Source organism: Asanoa ferruginea (genome assembly GCF_003387075.1).
Lineage (GTDB): Bacteria > Actinomycetota > Actinomycetes > Mycobacteriales > Micromonosporaceae > Asanoa > Asanoa ferruginea.
In genome coordinates this window covers 4443586-4460704 of the sequence record NZ_QUMQ01000001.1, presented here as the reverse complement: position 1 = coordinate 4460704, position 17119 = coordinate 4443586, and the positions used below count along the sequence as shown (strand labels likewise).

Sequence of the window (17119 nt, the reverse complement as noted above, 5' to 3'; positions counted from 1 at the left end):
CGGCTCAGCTAGCGGTGCAGGTCGGAGCCGGCGACGTGTTGCTGCCCGTCGACGAACCGAGGAAGCCGAACGTCGCGCTGGCGCCGGCACCGAGCGTGCCGTTGTAGCTGACGTTGCGCGCGGTCACCGCGCTGCCCGAGGTGGTCAGCGTGGTGTTCCAGGACTGGCTGATCTGCTGGCCGTTGGCCCACGTCCAGCCGACCGCCCAACCGCTGATCGCCGCGCTGCCGGCGGTCACGGTGACCCCGCCCTGGAAGCCGCCCGGCCACGACCCGATCACCTTGTAGACGGCAGTGCAACCTCGGGCGGGCGGCTGCGTCGTCGGCTGCGCGGTGGGCGACTGGGTGGGTCCGACCGTGGGAGAGCCCGTCGGTCCACTGCCGAACACCGTCGCCTCCCGCGAGGTCGAGCGGATCCCGTTGGCACCGTCGATGATTCGCTGTCCCCAACTCGTCGGCCTAGTTGGGTCGAAGCCGGTCACCATGTCGAGATACTCGACGCCGCCGCCGTTGCCGCTCCACGACCAGCCGAGGTAACCGATCCGGTTGGTCTGCGCGTACGCCATGATGGTGTCCTCGTCGGGGTTGCCGTCCGAGTGGTTGAAGCCGAACTCGCCGACCACGATCGGCAGGCCGGCCGTGCGGAACCGACCGAGATAGTCGGTGATCTCGGCGGCGGTGTCGAAGACGCCATACATGTGGATGCTGAACACCGTGTTGCGGTCGGGGTCGGCGGCGAACACCGCTGCCGCGTTGTCGCGCATCTCGAACCGCCAGTCCTGGCCCCAGTTGGGCGCGTCGACCATCAGCGTGTGGTCGAAGCCGGCGTCGCGCATCCGCTGGATCGCGGCGGTCGTCGCCTGGGTCCAGGTTGGACTGACGGCGTTGTTGCCGATCGGCTCGTTGCCCAGGTTGATGATGACGTAGCGCTCCTGGCCGGCCAACGCCGCGCGCAGGCTGATCCAGTAGTCGACGGCCGCGGCGAGGGTGACCGCGCCGCTCTGCTCGCCGTACCCCGTGGTGTCGTGGTTCTCCAGCACGCAGATCAGCCGGTTCTGCCGGCACAGGTTGACCACATTGGACACGTCGCTGGCGCTGTTGGCCGGCCAGCGCCCGCCACTCAGCACGACCCGCACGGTGTTGGCGCCGGTCGCCTTGATGTCGGCGAACGCGCGGGTCTGGCTCGGGAACCAGGTGTGCGCATGGCTGATGCCACGCATGACGAACTCGGTGCCGTTGGCGTCATAGAGGCGGCCGTTGGTGACGGTGAAGCCGGCGGCCGCGCGGGCCGGCGAACCGATGGTGAGGGTGAACATGGCCGCGAGCGCGGCGGCGGACAGTGCCGTGACCACGGCGAGGAGTCTGGGTCGCTTTTGGAACTTCACGTGGATCGTGCCTGCCTTCACAAGGGAGACGTGACAAGGGCTGGCAGCTGGCCCACAGCTGCCGCCCGGCTCCCTGGGGCGTCGACTCACAGTAGGGCCGCGGGCACGGACCGGTCAACCGGTCGGCACGGCCACCGCGGCGAGCAGGAGACCGGGCGTCGCGAGCCAGGTCCCGGCGAACTCGGTGCGCACGCCGCCGCCGACCGGAGCGCCCTCGACGAGCACCCGTGCGGTGAACGTGCCGTCCGGCGCGAGCGTCACCCAGGCCTCCTCGAAACCCAGCCAGCGCCGGGCCAGCGGATACCACGCCTTGTAGAGCGCCTCCTTGGCGCAGAAGAGCAGCCGGTCCCAGTGCGGGCCGCCGTCGGGCAGGCCGGCGAGTTCGCCCTCGCCGGCGACGAGGTCGAGCACCCCGGCGGGCAGCGGCTCGTCGGGCTCGGCGTCGATGCCCAACGCGGCGAGGTCGCCGGCGCGGGCCACGGCCGCACCGCGGTAGCCGGCACAGTGCGTCACGCTGCCCACGACGCCCGGCGGCCACACCGGCGCACCACCGTCACCGCGGGGTACCGCTGCTGCCGGCAGGCCCAGCGCGCGGAGCGCCTCGCGGGCACACAGCCGGCCCGTGGCGAACTCCCGCCGGCGGCTGTCCACCGCATCCGCCACGGCGGCCGCCTCGCCGGGGAACAGCGGGGCCGGGTCGGCGTCGTCGCGGCGCTCGGCGGCCACGGCCGACGGCGGCAGGATCGCGGTGAGCAGCGGGGGCACCCGGCAGACGATATCGGCCCGGGCGGGGTTGGCCGCCGCGAAGCGGGGTAACCGGCGCAAAGGGGACGTTTCGAAGGGGGCAGCAATGGTCGCCGTGGGTTACTCACTGCTCTGCGAGCAGTCCGGGCCGAAGGAACTGGTCGACTACGCGATCCAGGCCGAGGAGGTCGGGTTCGACCAGATCACCATCTCCGACCACTACTACCCGTGGCTCGACGCGCAGGGGCATTCGCCCTATGCCTGGGCGGTGCTCGGCGCCGTAGCCCACGCGACCTCACGGGCCGACCTGATGACATACATCACCTGCCCGACCCGGCGCTACCACCCGACCGTGGTCGCGCAGAAGGCGGCGACCACGCAGATCCTCGCCGACGGGCGGTTCACGCTCGGGGTCGGCGCCGGCGAGAACCTCAACGAGCACATCGTCGGGCCATGGCCGCACGTGCACGAGCGGCACGCGATGCTGTCCGAGGCCCTGGAGATCATCCGGCCGCTGCTCGACGGCGAGACGCTCACCTACTCGGGCGAATACTTCGAGGTGCCGGAGGCCTACGTGTGGGACCGGCCGGACACCCGGGTGCCGGTCGCCGTCGCGCTCTCCGGGCCGGAGTCGGCCTCGCTGGCCGGCGAATACGGCGACGGCGCGATCGCGACCCAGCCGGAGGCCCGGCTGATGCGGCTGTTCGACGAGTCCGGCGGCGCCGGGCGGCCCCGTTACGGGCAGCAGCCGATGTGCTGGGGGCCCGACGAGGCGGCGTGCCGGAAGACGGCGTACGAACAGTTCCCCTGGTTCGGTCTGGGCTGGAAGGTCAACTCCAACCTGCCGAACCCGGCGGCCTTCGAGGAGGCATCGCAGTTCGTCCGCGAGGAGGACGTGGCGGCCGGCATCCCCTGCGGGCCCGACGTCGACGCGCACGTCGAAGCGGTCAAGCGGTTCGCCGACGCCGGTTTCACCCACGTCTCGCTGCTCCAGGTCGGCGACGAGAGCCAGCCCGAGTTCCTCGACTGGGCGGCGAGTGAGCTGATTCCGCGTTTGAAGCAGCTGTAGGGGGAAGCTAATCCGCGGCGCCGGTGTTGTGGTTAGTTTGTGATCGACGTTCCGCTTTCCGTGCTCGATGTCGCGCCCGTCGCCGCCAACGGCTCACCGGCCGAGGCGCTCGCCCATACCACCGCCCTCGCCCGGCGCACCGAGGAGCTCGGCTTCCGCCGGTTCTGGGTCGCCGAGCACCACAACATGCCGGCGATCGCCTCCTCGGCACCGGCCGTCCTGTTGGCCCACCTCGCCGCCTCGACGTCGACCATCAAGGTCGGGTCCGGCGGCGTGATGCTGCCCAACCACGCCCCGCTGGTCGTCGCCGAGCAGTTCGGCACGCTCTCGGCGCTGCACCCCGGCCGGATCGACCTCGGCATCGGCCGGGCGCCCGGCACCGACCAGGCCACCGCGCTGGCCCTGCGCCGGACCGTCGAGGGGCTCTCCGCGGAGGACTTCCCGCAGGAGTTGGCCAGCCTGATCAACTACTTCACCGGTGACAGCCCGGGCCCGATCGTCGCGTCGCCCGGTGCCGGCGAGTCGCCCGACGTGTGGCTGCTCGGATCGAGCGGCTTCAGCGCCCAGCTTGCCGGGCTGCTCGGGCTGCCGTTCGCGTTCGCACACCACTTCAGCGCCCAGAACACGCTGCCGGCGCTGGCCCTCTACCGCGACCGGTTCACGCCGTCGCGCTGGCTCGACGAGCCCTACGCGATGGTCGCGGTCTCCACCGTGTGCGCCGAGACCGACGAGCGCGCCCAGTATCTGACCGGTCCGGCCGGGCTCTCGTTCCTGCGGATGCGCCAGGGCCGCCCACAGCCGCTGGCCACGCCGGAGGAGGCGGCCGCCTACCCGCTCAGCGACGTCGAGCGGGCGTTCATGGCCGACCGCCAGGTCGGTCAGGCGGTCGGCTCGCCGGAGACCGTGGCCGGACAGCTTTCCGCCCTGCTCAAGGCGACCCAGGCCAACGAGCTGATGCTCACCACGATGGTGTACGACGTGGAGGACCGGATCCGTTCCTTCGAGCTGGTGCGGTCGCTGGCCGATCAGCGCGGGTAGACGTTGGGCCGCGGCGGTGCCGCCATCCCGTTTCCGATGAAGAAGCTGGGGTGCGGCGGCTGGTTGTAGGCGGTGTTCTGCCACGCGAGCGCGACCCGGTATTGCGGGTCGTGGGCCAGCGTGTGGATCCGGCGGTCGGTCGGCGTAGGGGTCGCGTAGATCCTTAGCGCCGTGCTCTCGCTGGTCCGCCAGATCACCTCCTCGCGCCAGTCGCCGAGGATGTCGCCGGCCAGTGCCGGGGTGGCCTTGGTGCCGTTGTTGCTGGCCACCCCGGAGCCGGTCAGCAGCCGGGTGTCGCCGCCCGTGCCGTATTTGTCGATCCGGGTCTGGTCGAGCAGCTCGCGCACCGGGTCGCCGTCCCACCAGATGACGAAGTTGGTCGACGACGGTTTGCGGCCGACGTTGGCGCCGCTGGTGGAGCGCAGCCCGTCGACGGCGGCCGACCACGACTCGGCGCCGGGGCTGCCGGCGTAGACGTCGGCGGCCACGCCGCGCCCGTTGTCGCCGGCCGGGGCGGTCGACCAGAGCACCTGGCCGGTGCGCGCGCTGGCGAACCACGACGCCGGTTTGCTGCCGTCTTCCGAGACCTTGAAGTATTCGAGGCCGGCGCGGGCCGGGTCGAGGTCGCCGAGATGCGCGGCGTCGCCGTGGCCGTTCCCGGTGTTCCACAGTGGAGCGCCGTTGTCGTCGATCGCCATCGCGCCGAACACCACCTCGTCGCGGCCGTCGGCGTCGACGTCACCGATGGTCAGGCTGTGGTTGCCCTGGCCGGCGTAGGCCGACCCGGCCGCGTTGGAGTCGAAGGTCCAGCGGCGGCGCAGGGTGCCGTCGCGGAAGTCGTAGGCGACGATGACCGTGCGGGTGTAGTAGCCGCGCGAGACGATCAGGCTCGGCCGGGTGCCGTCGAGGTAGGCGGTGCCGGCCAGGAACCGGTCGACCCGGTTGCCGTAGCTGTCTCCCCAGCTCGACACGGTGCCTCTGGCCGGCACGTAGTCGATGGTGCTGCGCACGGCGCCCGTGCGGCCGTCGAACATGGTGAGGAACTCCGGGCCGGTCAGCACGTAGCCGCTGCTGTTGCGGTAGTCGGCGGACGCGTTGCCGATCACCTGGCCGGCCCCGTCGCGGGTGCCGTCGGCCGTCTTCAGCGCGAGCTCGGCGGCGCCGTCGCCGTCGTAGTCGTACACCTGGAACTGGGTGTAATGCGCTCCCGCGCGGATGTTGCGGCCGAGGTCGATCCGCCACAGCCGGGTGCCGTCGAGGCGGTAGGCGTCAACCAGAACCGGCCCGGTGTAGCCGGACTGCGAGTTGTCCTTGCTGTTGGACGGGTCCCACTTGAGCACGATCTCGAAGTCGCCGTCGCCGTCGAGGTCGCCGACCGACGCGTCGTTGGCGCTGTAGGTGAACGCCTCGCCGGTCGGGGTCGTGCCGCCGGGCGGCCGTTGCAGCGGCACGTCGAAATAGCCGTTGGCGAAGCGGAGCGCGGGTGGGCTCGCCGGCTGTTCGACGCCGCCGGTGACAGCGCGGATGGTGTACGTCGCGTCGGCCGGCGCTCCGGCGTCGAGGTAGTTGGTGGTGGCGGTGATCGGGGTGCCGGTCAGCCGGGTGGTGCCGCGGTAGACGTGGAAGCCGGTGTCGGTGGCCTCGGTGCCCAGCAGCCGCCAGGAGACCAGGTTGCCGTTGCCGGAGCGGACGCTGATCGCGCCGCGGTCCAGGTCTTCCACCTGTTTCGCACCGGCGGCCGGTGGGTTGGTCGGCGGCGGCGTCGTCGGGGGCGGCGTCGGCTCGGTCGTTGGCGGGTTGGTCGGTGTCGTGCCTGTGCAGCCGGCCCCGTTGAGGGTGAACGTCTGTGGTGCCGGGTTGCTGGCGGTCCAGGCGCCGTTGAAGCCGAACGTGGCCGTGCCGTTGGTCGGCAGCGCCGCGTTGTAGCCGGCATCGCGCGCGGTGACCGCCGCGCCGGCCTGGGTCACGGTCGCGTTCCACGCCTGGGTGACGGTCTGCCCGGCGGCGTAGCTCCAGGTCAGCGTCCACCCCGTGATCGGGTCACCGAGGTTGGTCACGGTCACGCTCGCGCCGAAGCCGCCCTGCCACTGGTTGCTGACCGCGTAGTCGACCCGGCACCCCGCCGCCGCGGTGGCGGTGCCCACCGCGGCGGCGAGGCTCGCGCCGAGGAGTGCGGTCGCCGTCACGACCGCGACCTTCCTCATGACGAGCACTGGTTTCCGTTGACGGTCACCAGGCCCGGCGCGGGATTGGCGTAGGAGGACGACTGGGTGGCATTGAAGCCGAACATGACGGTGGAACCGGGTTGGATGCGGGCGTTGTAGGACTCGTTGCGGGCGGTCAGCACCGCGCCGGACTGGGTCGCCTTGGCCAGCCAGGCATCGCGGAGCTTCTGGTCGCCGGTGAACGCGAACCGCGCGGTCCAGCCGTCGATCGGCGTGCGGCCGGTGTTGGTGATGTCGAGCTGGCCGGTGAAGCCCTGGCCGCCCTGCCAGGTGCCGTAGTCGGTGTAGACCACCTTGCAGCTCACGGCGGGCGCGGCGGCGGCACCCTGGTCGGCGAGGAACGACGAGATCCAGGCCAGCGCCGAGTTCCAGTTGATGGCGACCTCGTTGGTGGCGTAGGAGTTGATGTCGTCGACGTAGCAGAACATCGGCTTGCAGCCGTCGAGGAGCTGCTTGGCGAAGGGGTCGTCGAGGCCGGCGTTGGCGCCACCGGCGATCGAGCCGGCCGGCGGGTGCGGCAGCGCCGGGTCGAGCTGGTTGGCGAAGATCCGGGTGTGCTGGTTCTCCGACGCGTGCTCCCCCCAACCGGTCACATAGGACTGGTTGAGCGCGTTGCGGCCGAAGATGTAGTCCATCGCCTCGACCGCCCCGGTCCGGTAGGTGGCCCGGCCCGACAGGTCGTAGGCGGTCGCCAGCACCACGGCGTTGTTGATGACGTTGCTGTTGCCGCCCCAGAAGTAGGAACCGGGTGTCCCCGGCATCGGCAGCCCGTAGGCCTGGCCACCGGCGGTCGCGAGGTAGGCGTCGGCGGCGGTCAGCACGGACTGGCGGATCCGGGCCCGGTCGGCCTTCGGCAGTCCATTGGGGACGGTCGCCAGGTCGAGGCGGCCGAGGGCGGCGGTGCTGCCCCAGGAGAAGCCGGTCGCGGTGAACACGTCGCCGGTGTGGTGCGGCGAGGCCGTGACGTCGGTGCGGTAGGTCGCGGCGCCGGTGGTGAGGTAGAGCTCGGCCGCGGCCCAGTAGAACTCGTCGGTGACGTCGTTGTCGCTGTAGGCGCCGCCGCCGTTGCCGTCGGCGCCGCTGGCGTAGACCGCCGGGTGGGCCTTGGCTGCCGCGTAGGCCGTCTTGGCCGCGGTGAGGGCCCGGGCCGCGAAGGCCGGGTCATAAGGTGCCCAGAGCCGGGCGCCCTGGGCCGCGGTCGCCGCCAGGTTGAGGGTGGCGGCGGTCGACGGCGGGTGCAACTCGCGCGGCTGGGGGTCGGCGGTCGGCGCGAGCGGCAGGCCGGTCCAGTTCTGGTCGTGCAGCTTGTGGTGCACCATGCCGGCCAGCGGCTTGCCGGCCGGGACCTGCATGCGCAGCATCCAGTCGAGCTCCCAGCGGGCCTCGTCGAGGATGTCGGGCACGGCGTTGCCCCGCTCGGGCACCCGCAGCGTGTTGTCGCCGAGCGCCGTGCCGAAGCCCGCGGTCGGTGCGGTCTTGGTGCGCTCGTAGGCGCTCAGCAACTGGGCGGTCGCGATGCCGCCGTTGACGACGTATTTGCCGTGGTCGCCGGCGTCGTACCAGCCGCCGCGGGCGTCCAGCCGGTAGTCGCAGACGCCGGGCTGGCAGGGCACGTCGGTGTCGCCCTGGTTGGGCGCCACGCCGAGGTGGCCGGCCGGGCGGGCATATTGGGCGCCGACCAGGCCGCCGTCGATCGCGATGCCGCTGCGCTGGATGTAGAAGAACTGCAGCGAGTCGGAGCGCAGCCGGTCGTAGACGTTCTTCTGCACGTCGAACGGGTGGCTGGTCTCGCCGTCGGCCACGAGGGTGAGGTCGCGCGCCTGTGCGGCGTACCCCGTGAAATCGATGGTGTGGGTGTTCTGGCCGGAGGCGGCGTCGAGGCCGCGCGGGGTGGTCGTGCCGCTGGCCACGACGGTGCCGGTGCTGGTCTTGAGCTGCCAGGGCAGGGCGGTGGTGGCGTCGGTGACGAGCGTCGCGCGCTTCGGGCCGTCGGGGAGGTAGCCGACCTGGTTGACCCGCACCCGCGGGCCGGTGTCCGGCACGTAGGGCGGCTCGGCCTCGCCGCCGCGCAACGAGACGTTGTCGAGGCAGAAGCGGTAGCCGGCCGGATTGGCGCCGACCTGGAACGCGACCTGGGCGACCGGGGTGTCGTCGGGTGCGGTGAAGGTGAACTCGTAGTGGTCACCGGCCGCGGTCAGCGCCAGGTCGCGGCTGAAATAGCCGGTGAACGGGTCGGCGCCGAGCTGCACCGCGACCCGCACGGTCGAGGCGGGGTCGGCTTCAGCGTCAAAACTCAGCGTGTACGCGGACCCGGCGATCAGCGGCACGTCGTTCTGCCCGACGCCGGCGTCCCACGGGTTGGCCAGCCCGCCGGGCACGACGGAGCAGAGCCGGCCGTCTTCGACCGCTGTGCTCGTGGTGCCGTAGGAGTACCAGCCGGCGGTGCCGTCGCCGAAGTCGCCGTTCTCGATCTGCTCGGGTGCCAGCTCGCTTTCGCTGGTCAGACTGACGTCGTCGAGGCAGAACGTGTAGGGGTCGGGCTTGCCGCCGAGTTGCAGGGTGAAGGTGCCGTCGGCGGCGGTCAGGCCGCTGGTGAAGGTGCGTGTTTGTGTGGTGCCGTCCGGGGTGACCGCGGTCGACAGGACCGTCGTGTATGGCGCCTCGTTGAGCTGCACGTTGGCCGTGACCGTGGTCGGCGCGGTCGCCGTGAACGTGAGGGTGTAGGCCGCGCCGTCGACCAGCGGGATCCCGTTGTGGCCGAGGGCGACGTCCCACGGGTTGGCGGTGCCGCCGGGGATGTCGGCGCAGAGGCGGCCGTCGCGGACCTCGAGGGTGGTGTTGGAGGTCGACCACCACGGTGCGGTGCCGCTGTCGAAGGTGCCGTTGGTGATGTGCTCCACGGGTGCGGCGGCCGCTGGGCTGCCCACCGACCCGACCAGGCCGGCCGCGACGAGTGCGAGGACGGTTGCGGCGCCGATCCGGCTACGTATCACGGGGTTCCCTCACCGTCAGAGATCGATGGTCATCCTTGGAAGCGCTCCCATGTTGCCATCGCGTTTCGGCGGCTGTCAATGTCGGTGCTTGCTCTGCTGCCGGATAGGCCCCACCCCGCCGCCAGGGCGGGGCGTATGTGGCAGCAGAGCAATGCTTGCGGTCAGATGTCGATCTCCGCGACCACTGGGTAGTGGTCGCTGGCCCGGTCGGCCGCCGGCGTCTTGATGATCCGGCAGGAACGCACGTGCGCGGCCAGGCCCGGGGTGGCGAACAGGTAGTCGAGGCGCATGCCGGAGAACTCGGCGCCGCCGAGGGCGGTCGGCGCGGTCTCGGCCGGCCCCTCCCCCACGGCCCGGAAGACGTCGACCAGGCCGGCGGCGTCGAGCGCGGCGACCGCCCGGGTGTCGACGCGGGCGACCGTGCCGATGTCGCGGTCGCTGGGCTCGCGGCCGAGGGGGCGCCAGCGCAGGTGCCGCACCCGGTAGGCCGGCGGCAGCGCGCGCAGCCGTTCCTGGTGATCGGTCCACGGGTCGAGGGTGTTGAGGTCGCCCAACACCAGTGCCAGCCGCGCCTTGCCGACCGCGGTCACCAGCCAGCGCGCCTCGTGCAGCCGGCGCCAGCCCCAGTGCGGGTGCAGGTGCGCGGAGATGACGGTGAGCGGGCCGCCGAGTGTGGCGATCTCGACCCGGGCGGCGGCGTGGTGGAACGGGCGGGCCACGGTGCCTTCGGTCAGCACCGTCCACTCCGGACCGATCAGGACCGCGACCGGCTGGCCCCAGGAGGAGCGGGCGCGGACCATCCGCATGCCGAGCCGCTCGGCCAGCCAGGGCCCCGAGTCACCCCGGAGTTCCTGGAGGGCCACCACGTCCGGCAGTGCGGACCCGATGACCTCGGCGATGGCGTCAAGACGGGTGCCGCGCGAGCCGTCGTACCCCCCGGTTTTGATGTTGTAGGTCATCACCCGCATGGCTGGCCACCGCCTCGGCATTGGGCTTGACCACGATGTAGAGCAGGCTGATCCAGAGCCCGGTCAGCAACATCGCGCCGAGCAGGTCGCTCGGATGGTGCATGCCGCGGTAGAACCGACCGCTGGTGACGATCACCGGCAGGACGACCGCGGCCACCACCGGCAGCCAGCGCCACCAACGGTCGGTGCGGGCCAGCACAATGATCGAGATCGTGGTCCAGAGACACAGCGTGGCGGCGATGTGCCCGCTGGGGAAGGACGAGGTCGGCAGGTTCTGATCGAGGTGCGAAACGGCGGGGCGGGGCCGGTCGACCGCGGCGGCCGAGGCGAGGAACAGCGTCAACTCGCCGACCATCACCAGTGCCAGGAACAGGATCGGCCGCCATTGCCGCCAGCGTGCCAGAACGAGCGTGCAGAAGACGAGCGACACGGCGAGGATCGTGTGCGTGTCACCGGCCTTGCTGGCCCACCAGCTCCAGCCGTCGAGGGTCGGGTCGCGGTGCTCGGCAAACCAGCGGGGCACCGCCGTGTCCAGCGTGGCGAGCAAGGTGCCGTCGGCGTGATAACTGGCATACATGCCAAATCCGAAGAGCGCTCCGAGTACGAGCACCCAGCCGACCAGCACCTCCGCCGTCTCGGCCCAGGGGTGGTGCAGGACGGCCCGCTCGTCGGGCGCCGGCTGCAGGTCGTCGGCCGCCTCGGGTTCGAGCCCTTCGGTGATCTTCGGCGCCCGGCGACCGTCTTCCCGGCGCCAGAGGCGGAAGGCGTAGAGGGTGACCCCGAGCCAGGCAGCGCCGAGCAACCAGCCGGCGAGCACGTCGGAAACGAAGTGCACGCCGAGGGCGATCCGGCTGACACCGATGAGAACGACCAGCGTGGCGACGACGGCGATGGCGACGGGCCGCCAGCGCTTGTGCACCGCCGGAAGGAAGACCAGCAGCAGCGCGCCGTAGACCACGAACGACCCGAGCGCGTGTCCACTCGGGAAGCTGTTGCCGGGCGCGTGCGCGACCGGCACGTCGACGACCGGCCGGAGGCGGCCGACCAGCAGCTTGATCGTCGGATCTAGCGCCAGGGCGCCGAGCCCGGAGACGACCAGGAAGACCGCCAACCGGATCCGCCGCCGGATCAGCAGGACGGCGACGGCGAGGACGACCACCCACACCTTGAGCGGGCCGCCGATGCCAGTGACGAACTGGATGATCCCCAGAAGCCCCTCGTGGTCGGCGACATACCGGTTGGCCGCGGCGGCGACCCCGTGGTCGAGGTCGTAGAGCGGCCCGAAGCGGAACCGCACGAGCGCGAGCAGCACGCCGAAGGCGATACCGGCGGCTACAACCGCGGCGAGACCCCCGAGACTGCGGGCAGTGAAGTGCTCGAGCGGACGGGACGCCAGGGCCGTCTGCCCGCGGTCGCCGCGGTCGGCACGGTCGGTGGGTGCGCTATCGGCGCGCTCGCCGGGCTCGGTGGGTGCGCGATCGCCGCGCTCGCCGCCGGCGGTCGGCGCGGGGTCGTGCTGGTTCCCGCGGTCACCGGCCTCGCGGCGGTCGTGCTCGCCGGGGTCGTGCCGCTTGCCGCCGCCATCGTCGTCCTTCGTCGTGCCGACCGTCATGCGGCGTTCGTTACCCGGAAGCGGCCTCGTGCACACCCTCGCGTTGTTCGAGGGGTTTCCACCGGTCGGGCTGGGCCGGCTCGGGCGCACCGACGCGGAGTCCTTCGAGCTGAGCGGTGAAGGCGAGCCCGAAGAAGAACGCGACGCCGGTCAGGTTGGCCCAGATGAGCAGGGCCATGATGCCGGTCAGCGCGCCGTAGGTCTGGTTGAAGCTCTCGGCCAGGCTGACGTAGAGGGCGAGCAGCAGGCTGGCACCCACCCAGAGCACGGTGGCGATGCCGGCGCCGAACAGCAGCCAGGACAGCTTCGGCTGGCGCCGGCGCGGCGCGTGCCGGTAGAGCACCGCGATGGCGAACACGGTCAGCGCGATGCCGAGCGGCCAGCGGACCACGTCGAAGACGTCGTGCACCCAGCCACCCCAGCCGTATTCGCGCTGCACCGACTCGCCGATCGGCCCGCCCGCGACCAGGATCAGGAAGCCGAGCAGCATCGGCAGGCCGGCGGCGACCGCGAGCACCGCGGCGCGCAGGTATTTCAGCAGCGCCGGCCGGTCGCGCTCGACACCGTAGATCCGGTTGGCTCCGCGTTCGACCTGCGACATCGCCATGGTCAGCGCGACCAGCCCGGTGATCAGGCCGAGCGCCAGCGCCAGCTCACCGGCGTCTTCGGTGCGATCGCTGTCGGTGAGCAACTCGCGGACGACGTCGACGCTGGCACCCGGGGTCAGCGCGATCACCGTGTCGGCGACCACCCGGCCGCCGGCCTCGACGCCGAGGTCGGTGGTGAGGCCGGTGAGCGCGATCAGGAACGGGACCACGGCAAGGCAGAGCTGAAAGGCGAACGCCCGGGCGTGGCTGAACCCATCGCCGTAGCGGAGCCGCACGAACGCGTCGCGCAGCAGATGCCAACCGCCGTGCCGGCGCAGCGTGTGCCACGCGTCGTCGGCGGTGAGCTGGTCGGCCGACATCAGCCGGGTCTCAGGAACGATCCGTGTCGAGCTCATCCCCACGCTCCTGCCGCTGACGTCATTCGGAGCCCACCAGGCGCCGGCCGCGTTTGGCAGCCGCATCGGCGTCGTAGGCGAGGTCGTCGGCATCGTCGGGCCGCGGCACGCAGAGCCAGATCGCGCGCGGCTGCACCTCGATCCGCAGCGTCCGGCCGGGTGGGATGACGTCGCCGTCGAGCTCGCGGGGCTGCGGCCGGTTGCTGGTGACCTGCACGCGGTGGCCGCGGTAGGTCTCCATCCGGGGCACCCGCCCCCGCCGGCTCAGGACGGCCCAGCCCAGGGCGGCCCAGTGCCCGACCGTGCGCGGCGTCAGGATGGCGATGTCGAGCCAGCCGTCGTCGGGCTCGGCCTCCTTGAACAGGCGCACGCCGCCCTGTAGCCGCCCGACGTTGGCGATCAGCACTGAGCGCGCCCGGCGCCGGATCGGGGGTCGGTCGTCGATGCGCACCGAGATGCGCATCGGGTGGCCGCGCAGGTGCTTGAGGCCGCCGAACAGGTAGGCCAGCCAGCCGATCCGCGCCTTGGTCACCTCGGAGGTCGAGCCCAGCATCTGCGCGTCGAAGCCCATGCCGGCCATCACCGTGAAGTAGCGCTTCTCGTCGCGCCCCTTGACCAGCCCCAGGTCGAGCCGGCGGCGGCCGCCCTCGACCGCGACCGCGATGCCGGCCGCCAAGTCGGTGGACAGCCCGAGGTTGGCCGCGAGCAGGTTGCCGGTGCCGCTGGGCAGCACCGCCAGCGCCGCGTCGGTGCCGACCAGCCCGGACGCGCACGACATGATCGTGCCGTCACCGCCGCAGGCGAACACCACCTCGGCGCCGGCCTCGACCGCGGCCCGGCTCTGACCTCGGCCGGGATCCTCCACGGTCGTCTCGTACCACGCCGGTGCCGGCCAGCCCGCCTTCGCCAGGGCCCGGCCCACGGTGGCGCGCATTTCGGCCAGGTCGCCCAGCTTCGCCGGGTTGACCACAACAGCCGAGCGCACCCCCTGCCGGCTCGCCTCCACGCAGGAAAGTGTGCAGGACCGCAACGATTTCGGCGACCCGGATCTCGTTCGGGTGCGTATCCCCACTTTCAGGCATCGTTTCGGCGCGGCGTGGGCACGACCGGCTGATTTCGCGTGCCTGGTGCGCGATCACCATCGACGCCTACGATGATCTCGATCCGGTGGCGGAAGGGGTCGCGTGGACGGGCTTGCGGTTTCACGGACGTCGCGCTTCTCGCGCACCGCGTCGATGTGCGTCGTCCTCGGCGCCTACCTGCTCGCGCTCGGCGCGGCTTGGATCGTCGTCGCGCTGTCACCTTCTTCCTGGCATCCGTTGCTGGTCGCGTTGGTGGCCGACGTCGTCGCCACGCTCGTCGTGTTCGGCCTGTCGATGGTCGTCGACAACGCCAGCCTCTATGACCCCTATTGGAGCGTCGCCCCGCCCGTGGTCGCGGCGTGGTGGGTCGTCACCACCCACACCGGCGACGGCCCGCGCCAGGCCCTGGTGCTGCTGCTGATCGTGATCTGGGCCGTGCGGCTCACCGGCAACTGGGCGTATGGCTGGAAAGGCCTGCACCACGTCGACTGGCGCTATGACCAACTGCGCGCGACCCGCGGCCGGGTGCCGTGGTGGCTGGTCAGCCTGGGCGGCATCCAGCTCATGCCCACGCTCGTGGTGTTTCTCGGCCTGCTCCCCGTCTGGCCCGCCCTCGCCGGCTCACGCTCCTTCGGTTGGCTCGATGTCGTCGCCACGGTGGTGACCGCCGCGGCGATCGCGCTCGAGGCCGTGGCAGACGTGCAGATGCACCGCTTCGCGGCCGCGGCGGTGAACCGCGGCCGCATCCTTGCGACCGGGGTGTGGCGGCGCACGCGCCACCCGAACTATCTCGGTGAGATCGCGTTCTGGTGGGGCCTGTTCTTGTTTGGCCTCTCCGCCGCGCCTGGCTGGTGGTGGACGGTGGTCGGCCCGGTGGCCATGGTGGTGCTCTTCAAGGCCGCGAGCATCCCGCTGATGGACCGCCGCTCGCTGGAGCGCCGCAGCGGCTATGCCGACCACATGCGCGAGGTGCCCGCTTTGCTGCCTCGCCTGCGCTGACCGCGTCGTCACGTCACGTCACCGCCACTGGGGGCCATCGCCCCACGGACCGCCGTCGCCACCCCGGGTGGCCATCGCTGTATTCATGCAGGCAGATTAGAACGTACGTACGACAGTTTTAGGCGCCGTTGACATGCAGCCAATAGGCTGCCTATTGTCGAGAAATCGAAAAGGCAGCCAAACGGCTGCATGTGAGGTGAGAGTCCGTGGACCTGGTGTTCAAGGCGTTGGCCGATCCCACCCGCCGGCAGTTGCTCGACTCGCTCAACGCGCACAACGGGCAGACCCTGCGCGAGCTGTGCGCGGGCCTCGACATGGCCCGCCAGTCGGTGAGCAAGCACCTCGCCGTGCTGACGGAGGCCGAGCTCGTCACGACGGTGCGGCGCGGCCGGGAAAAGCTGCACTACCTCAACGCCGCGCCGGTCAACGCGATCGCCGACCGCTGGATCAACCGCTACGACCGCGGCCGCGTCCAGGCCCTCGCCGACCTCAAGACCGCATTGGAGCTGACCCCGATGAGCAGGCCCGAGTTCGTCTACACCACCTACATCAACACGACGCCGGAAAAGCTGTGGCAGGCACTGACCGACCCGGCCTTCACCAACCGCTACTGGGGTGTGGGCTTCGAGACCGACTGGTCCGCCGGCTCCCCCGTCGTCTGGACCCAGGAGGGCGCCCGGATCGCCGACCCGGAGCAGGTCGTGCTGGAGTCCGAGCCCTACCGGCGGCTGTCGCTCACCTGGCACACGTTCACCGACGACTGGGCAAGAGCGTCCGGCGTCAGCGAAAAGGACCGGGCCACCTTCGCCGCCGAGCCGCGCTCCAAGGTGACCTTCGAGATCGAGCCGGCCGGCACGGCCGTCAAGCTCACCGTGATCCACGACGGCTTCCCGCCGGGCAGCGCGGTGCTCGACGCCATCAACGGCGGCTGGCCCGAAATCCTCTCCAACCTCAAGACCCTGCTGGAGACCGGCAACGTCCTCCAGACGCGGGAGACCGTCAACCAGAGTTGACAAGGCTGGCGCTGTCAACGTACATTGACATCATGACTCAGGCAGTGGATCTCGCTGCGGCGGCTAGCAGCACCGACCCGAAGGTCGGGCTGCGTGCGGTGTTGGCGTTGCGCCGGCTTCTGGAAAGTCTGGAGACGGTGCAGGTCGACAACGCGCGGGCGCAGGGGTGGTCGTGGCAGGACATCGCCGCCGCGCTCGAAGTGAGCCGGCAGGCCGTCCACAAGAAGCACGCCGGGCGTCCGGTCGTGCGTCCGTCACAGGAGGCGTGATGTTCGAGCGGTTCACCGATCGGGCCCGGTCAGTTGTCAAAGGCGCCGTGACCGAGGCCAAGACGTTGCAGCAGGAGAAGGTCGGCACCGAGCACCTGCTGCTCGCGATGCTCGACGACGACCCGCAAGGCGCCGGGGGTGGTGTCGCCGGGCGGGTCCTGCGCGACGCCGGCGCCAGCGCCGACGACATCCGGGCGCGGATCAAGGCGCATCTCGACAAGGGGCCGCGGGTGCTCGACGAAGCCGACGCGGAGGCGCTGCGGCAGATCGGCATCGACCTCGACGCCGTGCGCCAGAAGATCGAAGCCACCTTCGGCGAAGGCGCGTTGCGACCGCGCACCGCCCCGCCGTCGCGAGGGTTGTTCGGCCTCCGCCGCCGGCGCTACATCGTGGGCGGCCCGTTCTCGCCGCGGGCGAAGAAGGTGCTGGAGCTGTCGCTGCGCGAGGCCCTGCGGCTCAAGCAGAAATACATCGGCACCGAGCACGTGCTCCTGGGCATGATCCGCGAAGGCGAAGGCCTCGGTGTGCTCGTGCTGACCGAGTCGGGCGTCGAACTCGCCGACCTGCGCCGCCGCCTCGAAGCCGAGATCCGCGCGGCAGCCGCTTAGGCATTAGGATGGTGGGCGTGAGGCATCAGGACATGCGATTTAGCTGCCCCCGGGTCACCGGTGGGTTGTCTGTCATGCGCTGATTCCCGTCAGAGCGCCCCGCGGATGCGGG

The 17119-nt window shown here is 71.3% G+C and carries 13 protein-coding genes and 2 pseudogenes; 7 read left to right on the top strand and 8 right to left on the bottom strand.

Annotated features, from left to right (window positions below):
* Positions 1–4: 4 nt before the first annotated feature.
* Together DFJ67_RS20985 and DFJ67_RS20980 are read right to left on the bottom strand one after the other, a co-directional pair.
* Positions 5–1315 carry a cellulase family glycosylhydrolase gene (locus tag DFJ67_RS20985; RefSeq protein WP_116076490.1) on the bottom strand — a complete coding sequence of 437 codons (1311 nt, stop codon included), beginning with the start codon at positions 1313–1315 and terminating at the stop codon, positions 5–7.
* A 183-nt stretch (positions 1316–1498) separates the two neighbouring features.
* A complete protein-coding gene (locus tag DFJ67_RS20980; RefSeq protein WP_275407678.1) occupies positions 1499–2149 on the bottom strand; it encodes a 4'-phosphopantetheinyl transferase family protein in 651 nt (216 codons plus the stop codon).
* A gap of 85 nt (positions 2150–2234) precedes the next feature.
* On the opposite strand from DFJ67_RS20980, the gene DFJ67_RS20975 reads away from it, so the two are divergent.
* Positions 2235–3197, top strand: a complete 963-nt coding sequence (locus DFJ67_RS20975; RefSeq protein ID WP_116069547.1) for a TIGR03557 family F420-dependent LLM class oxidoreductase — start codon at positions 2235–2237, stop codon at positions 3195–3197.
* Positions 3198–3236: 39 nt separating this feature from the next.
* The gene (locus tag DFJ67_RS20970; RefSeq protein ID WP_116069546.1) at positions 3237–4235 is read left to right on the top strand and encodes an LLM class flavin-dependent oxidoreductase; all 999 of its coding nucleotides are present in this window, start codon (positions 3237–3239) and stop codon (positions 4233–4235) included.
* Here DFJ67_RS20970 and DFJ67_RS20965 read toward each other — a convergent pair.
* From DFJ67_RS20965 to DFJ67_RS20940, 6 genes are all read right to left on the bottom strand, one after another.
* Positions 4223–6439, bottom strand: a complete 2217-nt coding sequence (locus DFJ67_RS20965) for a rhamnogalacturonan lyase family protein (protein WP_116076485.1) — start codon at positions 6437–6439, stop codon at positions 4223–4225. The two genes, DFJ67_RS20970 and DFJ67_RS20965, sit on opposite strands and share 13 nt — an antisense overlap.
* Complete coding sequence (locus DFJ67_RS20960) at positions 6436–9453, bottom strand: glycoside hydrolase family 9 protein (RefSeq protein WP_239097374.1); 3018 nt, start codon at positions 9451–9453, stop codon at positions 6436–6438. Before DFJ67_RS20960 ends, DFJ67_RS20965 begins: the two co-directional genes overlap by 4 nt.
* A gap of 161 nt (positions 9454–9614) precedes the next feature.
* The gene (locus DFJ67_RS20955; RefSeq protein WP_116076484.1) at positions 9615–10421 is read right to left on the bottom strand and encodes an endonuclease/exonuclease/phosphatase family protein; all 807 of its coding nucleotides are present in this window, start codon (positions 10419–10421) and stop codon (positions 9615–9617) included.
* The gene (locus DFJ67_RS20950; RefSeq protein WP_116069545.1) at positions 10357–12033 is read right to left on the bottom strand and encodes a phosphatase PAP2 family protein; all 1677 of its coding nucleotides are present in this window, start codon (positions 12031–12033) and stop codon (positions 10357–10359) included. The genes DFJ67_RS20955 and DFJ67_RS20950 overlap by 65 nt, the downstream gene beginning before the upstream one ends.
* Positions 12034–12043: 10 nt before the next feature.
* The gene (locus DFJ67_RS20945; RefSeq protein WP_116069544.1) at positions 12044–13036 is read right to left on the bottom strand and encodes a YihY/virulence factor BrkB family protein; all 993 of its coding nucleotides are present in this window, start codon (positions 13034–13036) and stop codon (positions 12044–12046) included.
* A gap of 22 nt (positions 13037–13058) precedes the next feature.
* Positions 13059–14042, bottom strand: a complete 984-nt coding sequence (locus DFJ67_RS20940) for a diacylglycerol/lipid kinase family protein (protein ID WP_275407679.1) — start codon at positions 14040–14042, stop codon at positions 13059–13061.
* Positions 14043–14220: 178 nt separating this feature from the next.
* Between DFJ67_RS20940 and DFJ67_RS20935 the strand changes: the two genes are divergently transcribed.
* The 5 genes and pseudogenes from DFJ67_RS20935 to DFJ67_RS44875 all read left to right on the top strand — a co-directional run.
* A complete protein-coding gene (locus DFJ67_RS20935; protein ID WP_239097375.1) occupies positions 14221–15117 on the top strand; it encodes a DUF1295 domain-containing protein in 897 nt (298 codons plus the stop codon).
* Between the two features lie 206 nt (positions 15118–15323).
* On the top strand, positions 15324–16130 hold the full coding sequence (locus DFJ67_RS20930) for an ArsR/SmtB family transcription factor (RefSeq protein ID WP_116069543.1): 807 nt from the start codon (positions 15324–15326) through the stop codon (positions 16128–16130).
* A gap of 32 nt (positions 16131–16162) precedes the next feature.
* On the top strand, positions 16163–16399 hold the full coding sequence (locus tag DFJ67_RS20925; RefSeq protein ID WP_089248094.1) for a helix-turn-helix domain-containing protein: 237 nt from the start codon (positions 16163–16165) through the stop codon (positions 16397–16399).
* Positions 16399–16626, top strand: a pseudogene (locus DFJ67_RS44880) (Clp protease N-terminal domain-containing protein); the annotation flags it as partial. The gene DFJ67_RS20925 and the pseudogene DFJ67_RS44880, both read left to right, overlap by 1 nt.
* A gap of 171 nt (positions 16627–16797) precedes the next feature.
* Positions 16798–17007: pseudogene (locus tag DFJ67_RS44875) on the top strand (Clp protease N-terminal domain-containing protein); the annotation flags it as partial.
* Positions 17008–17119 lie beyond the last annotated feature (112 nt).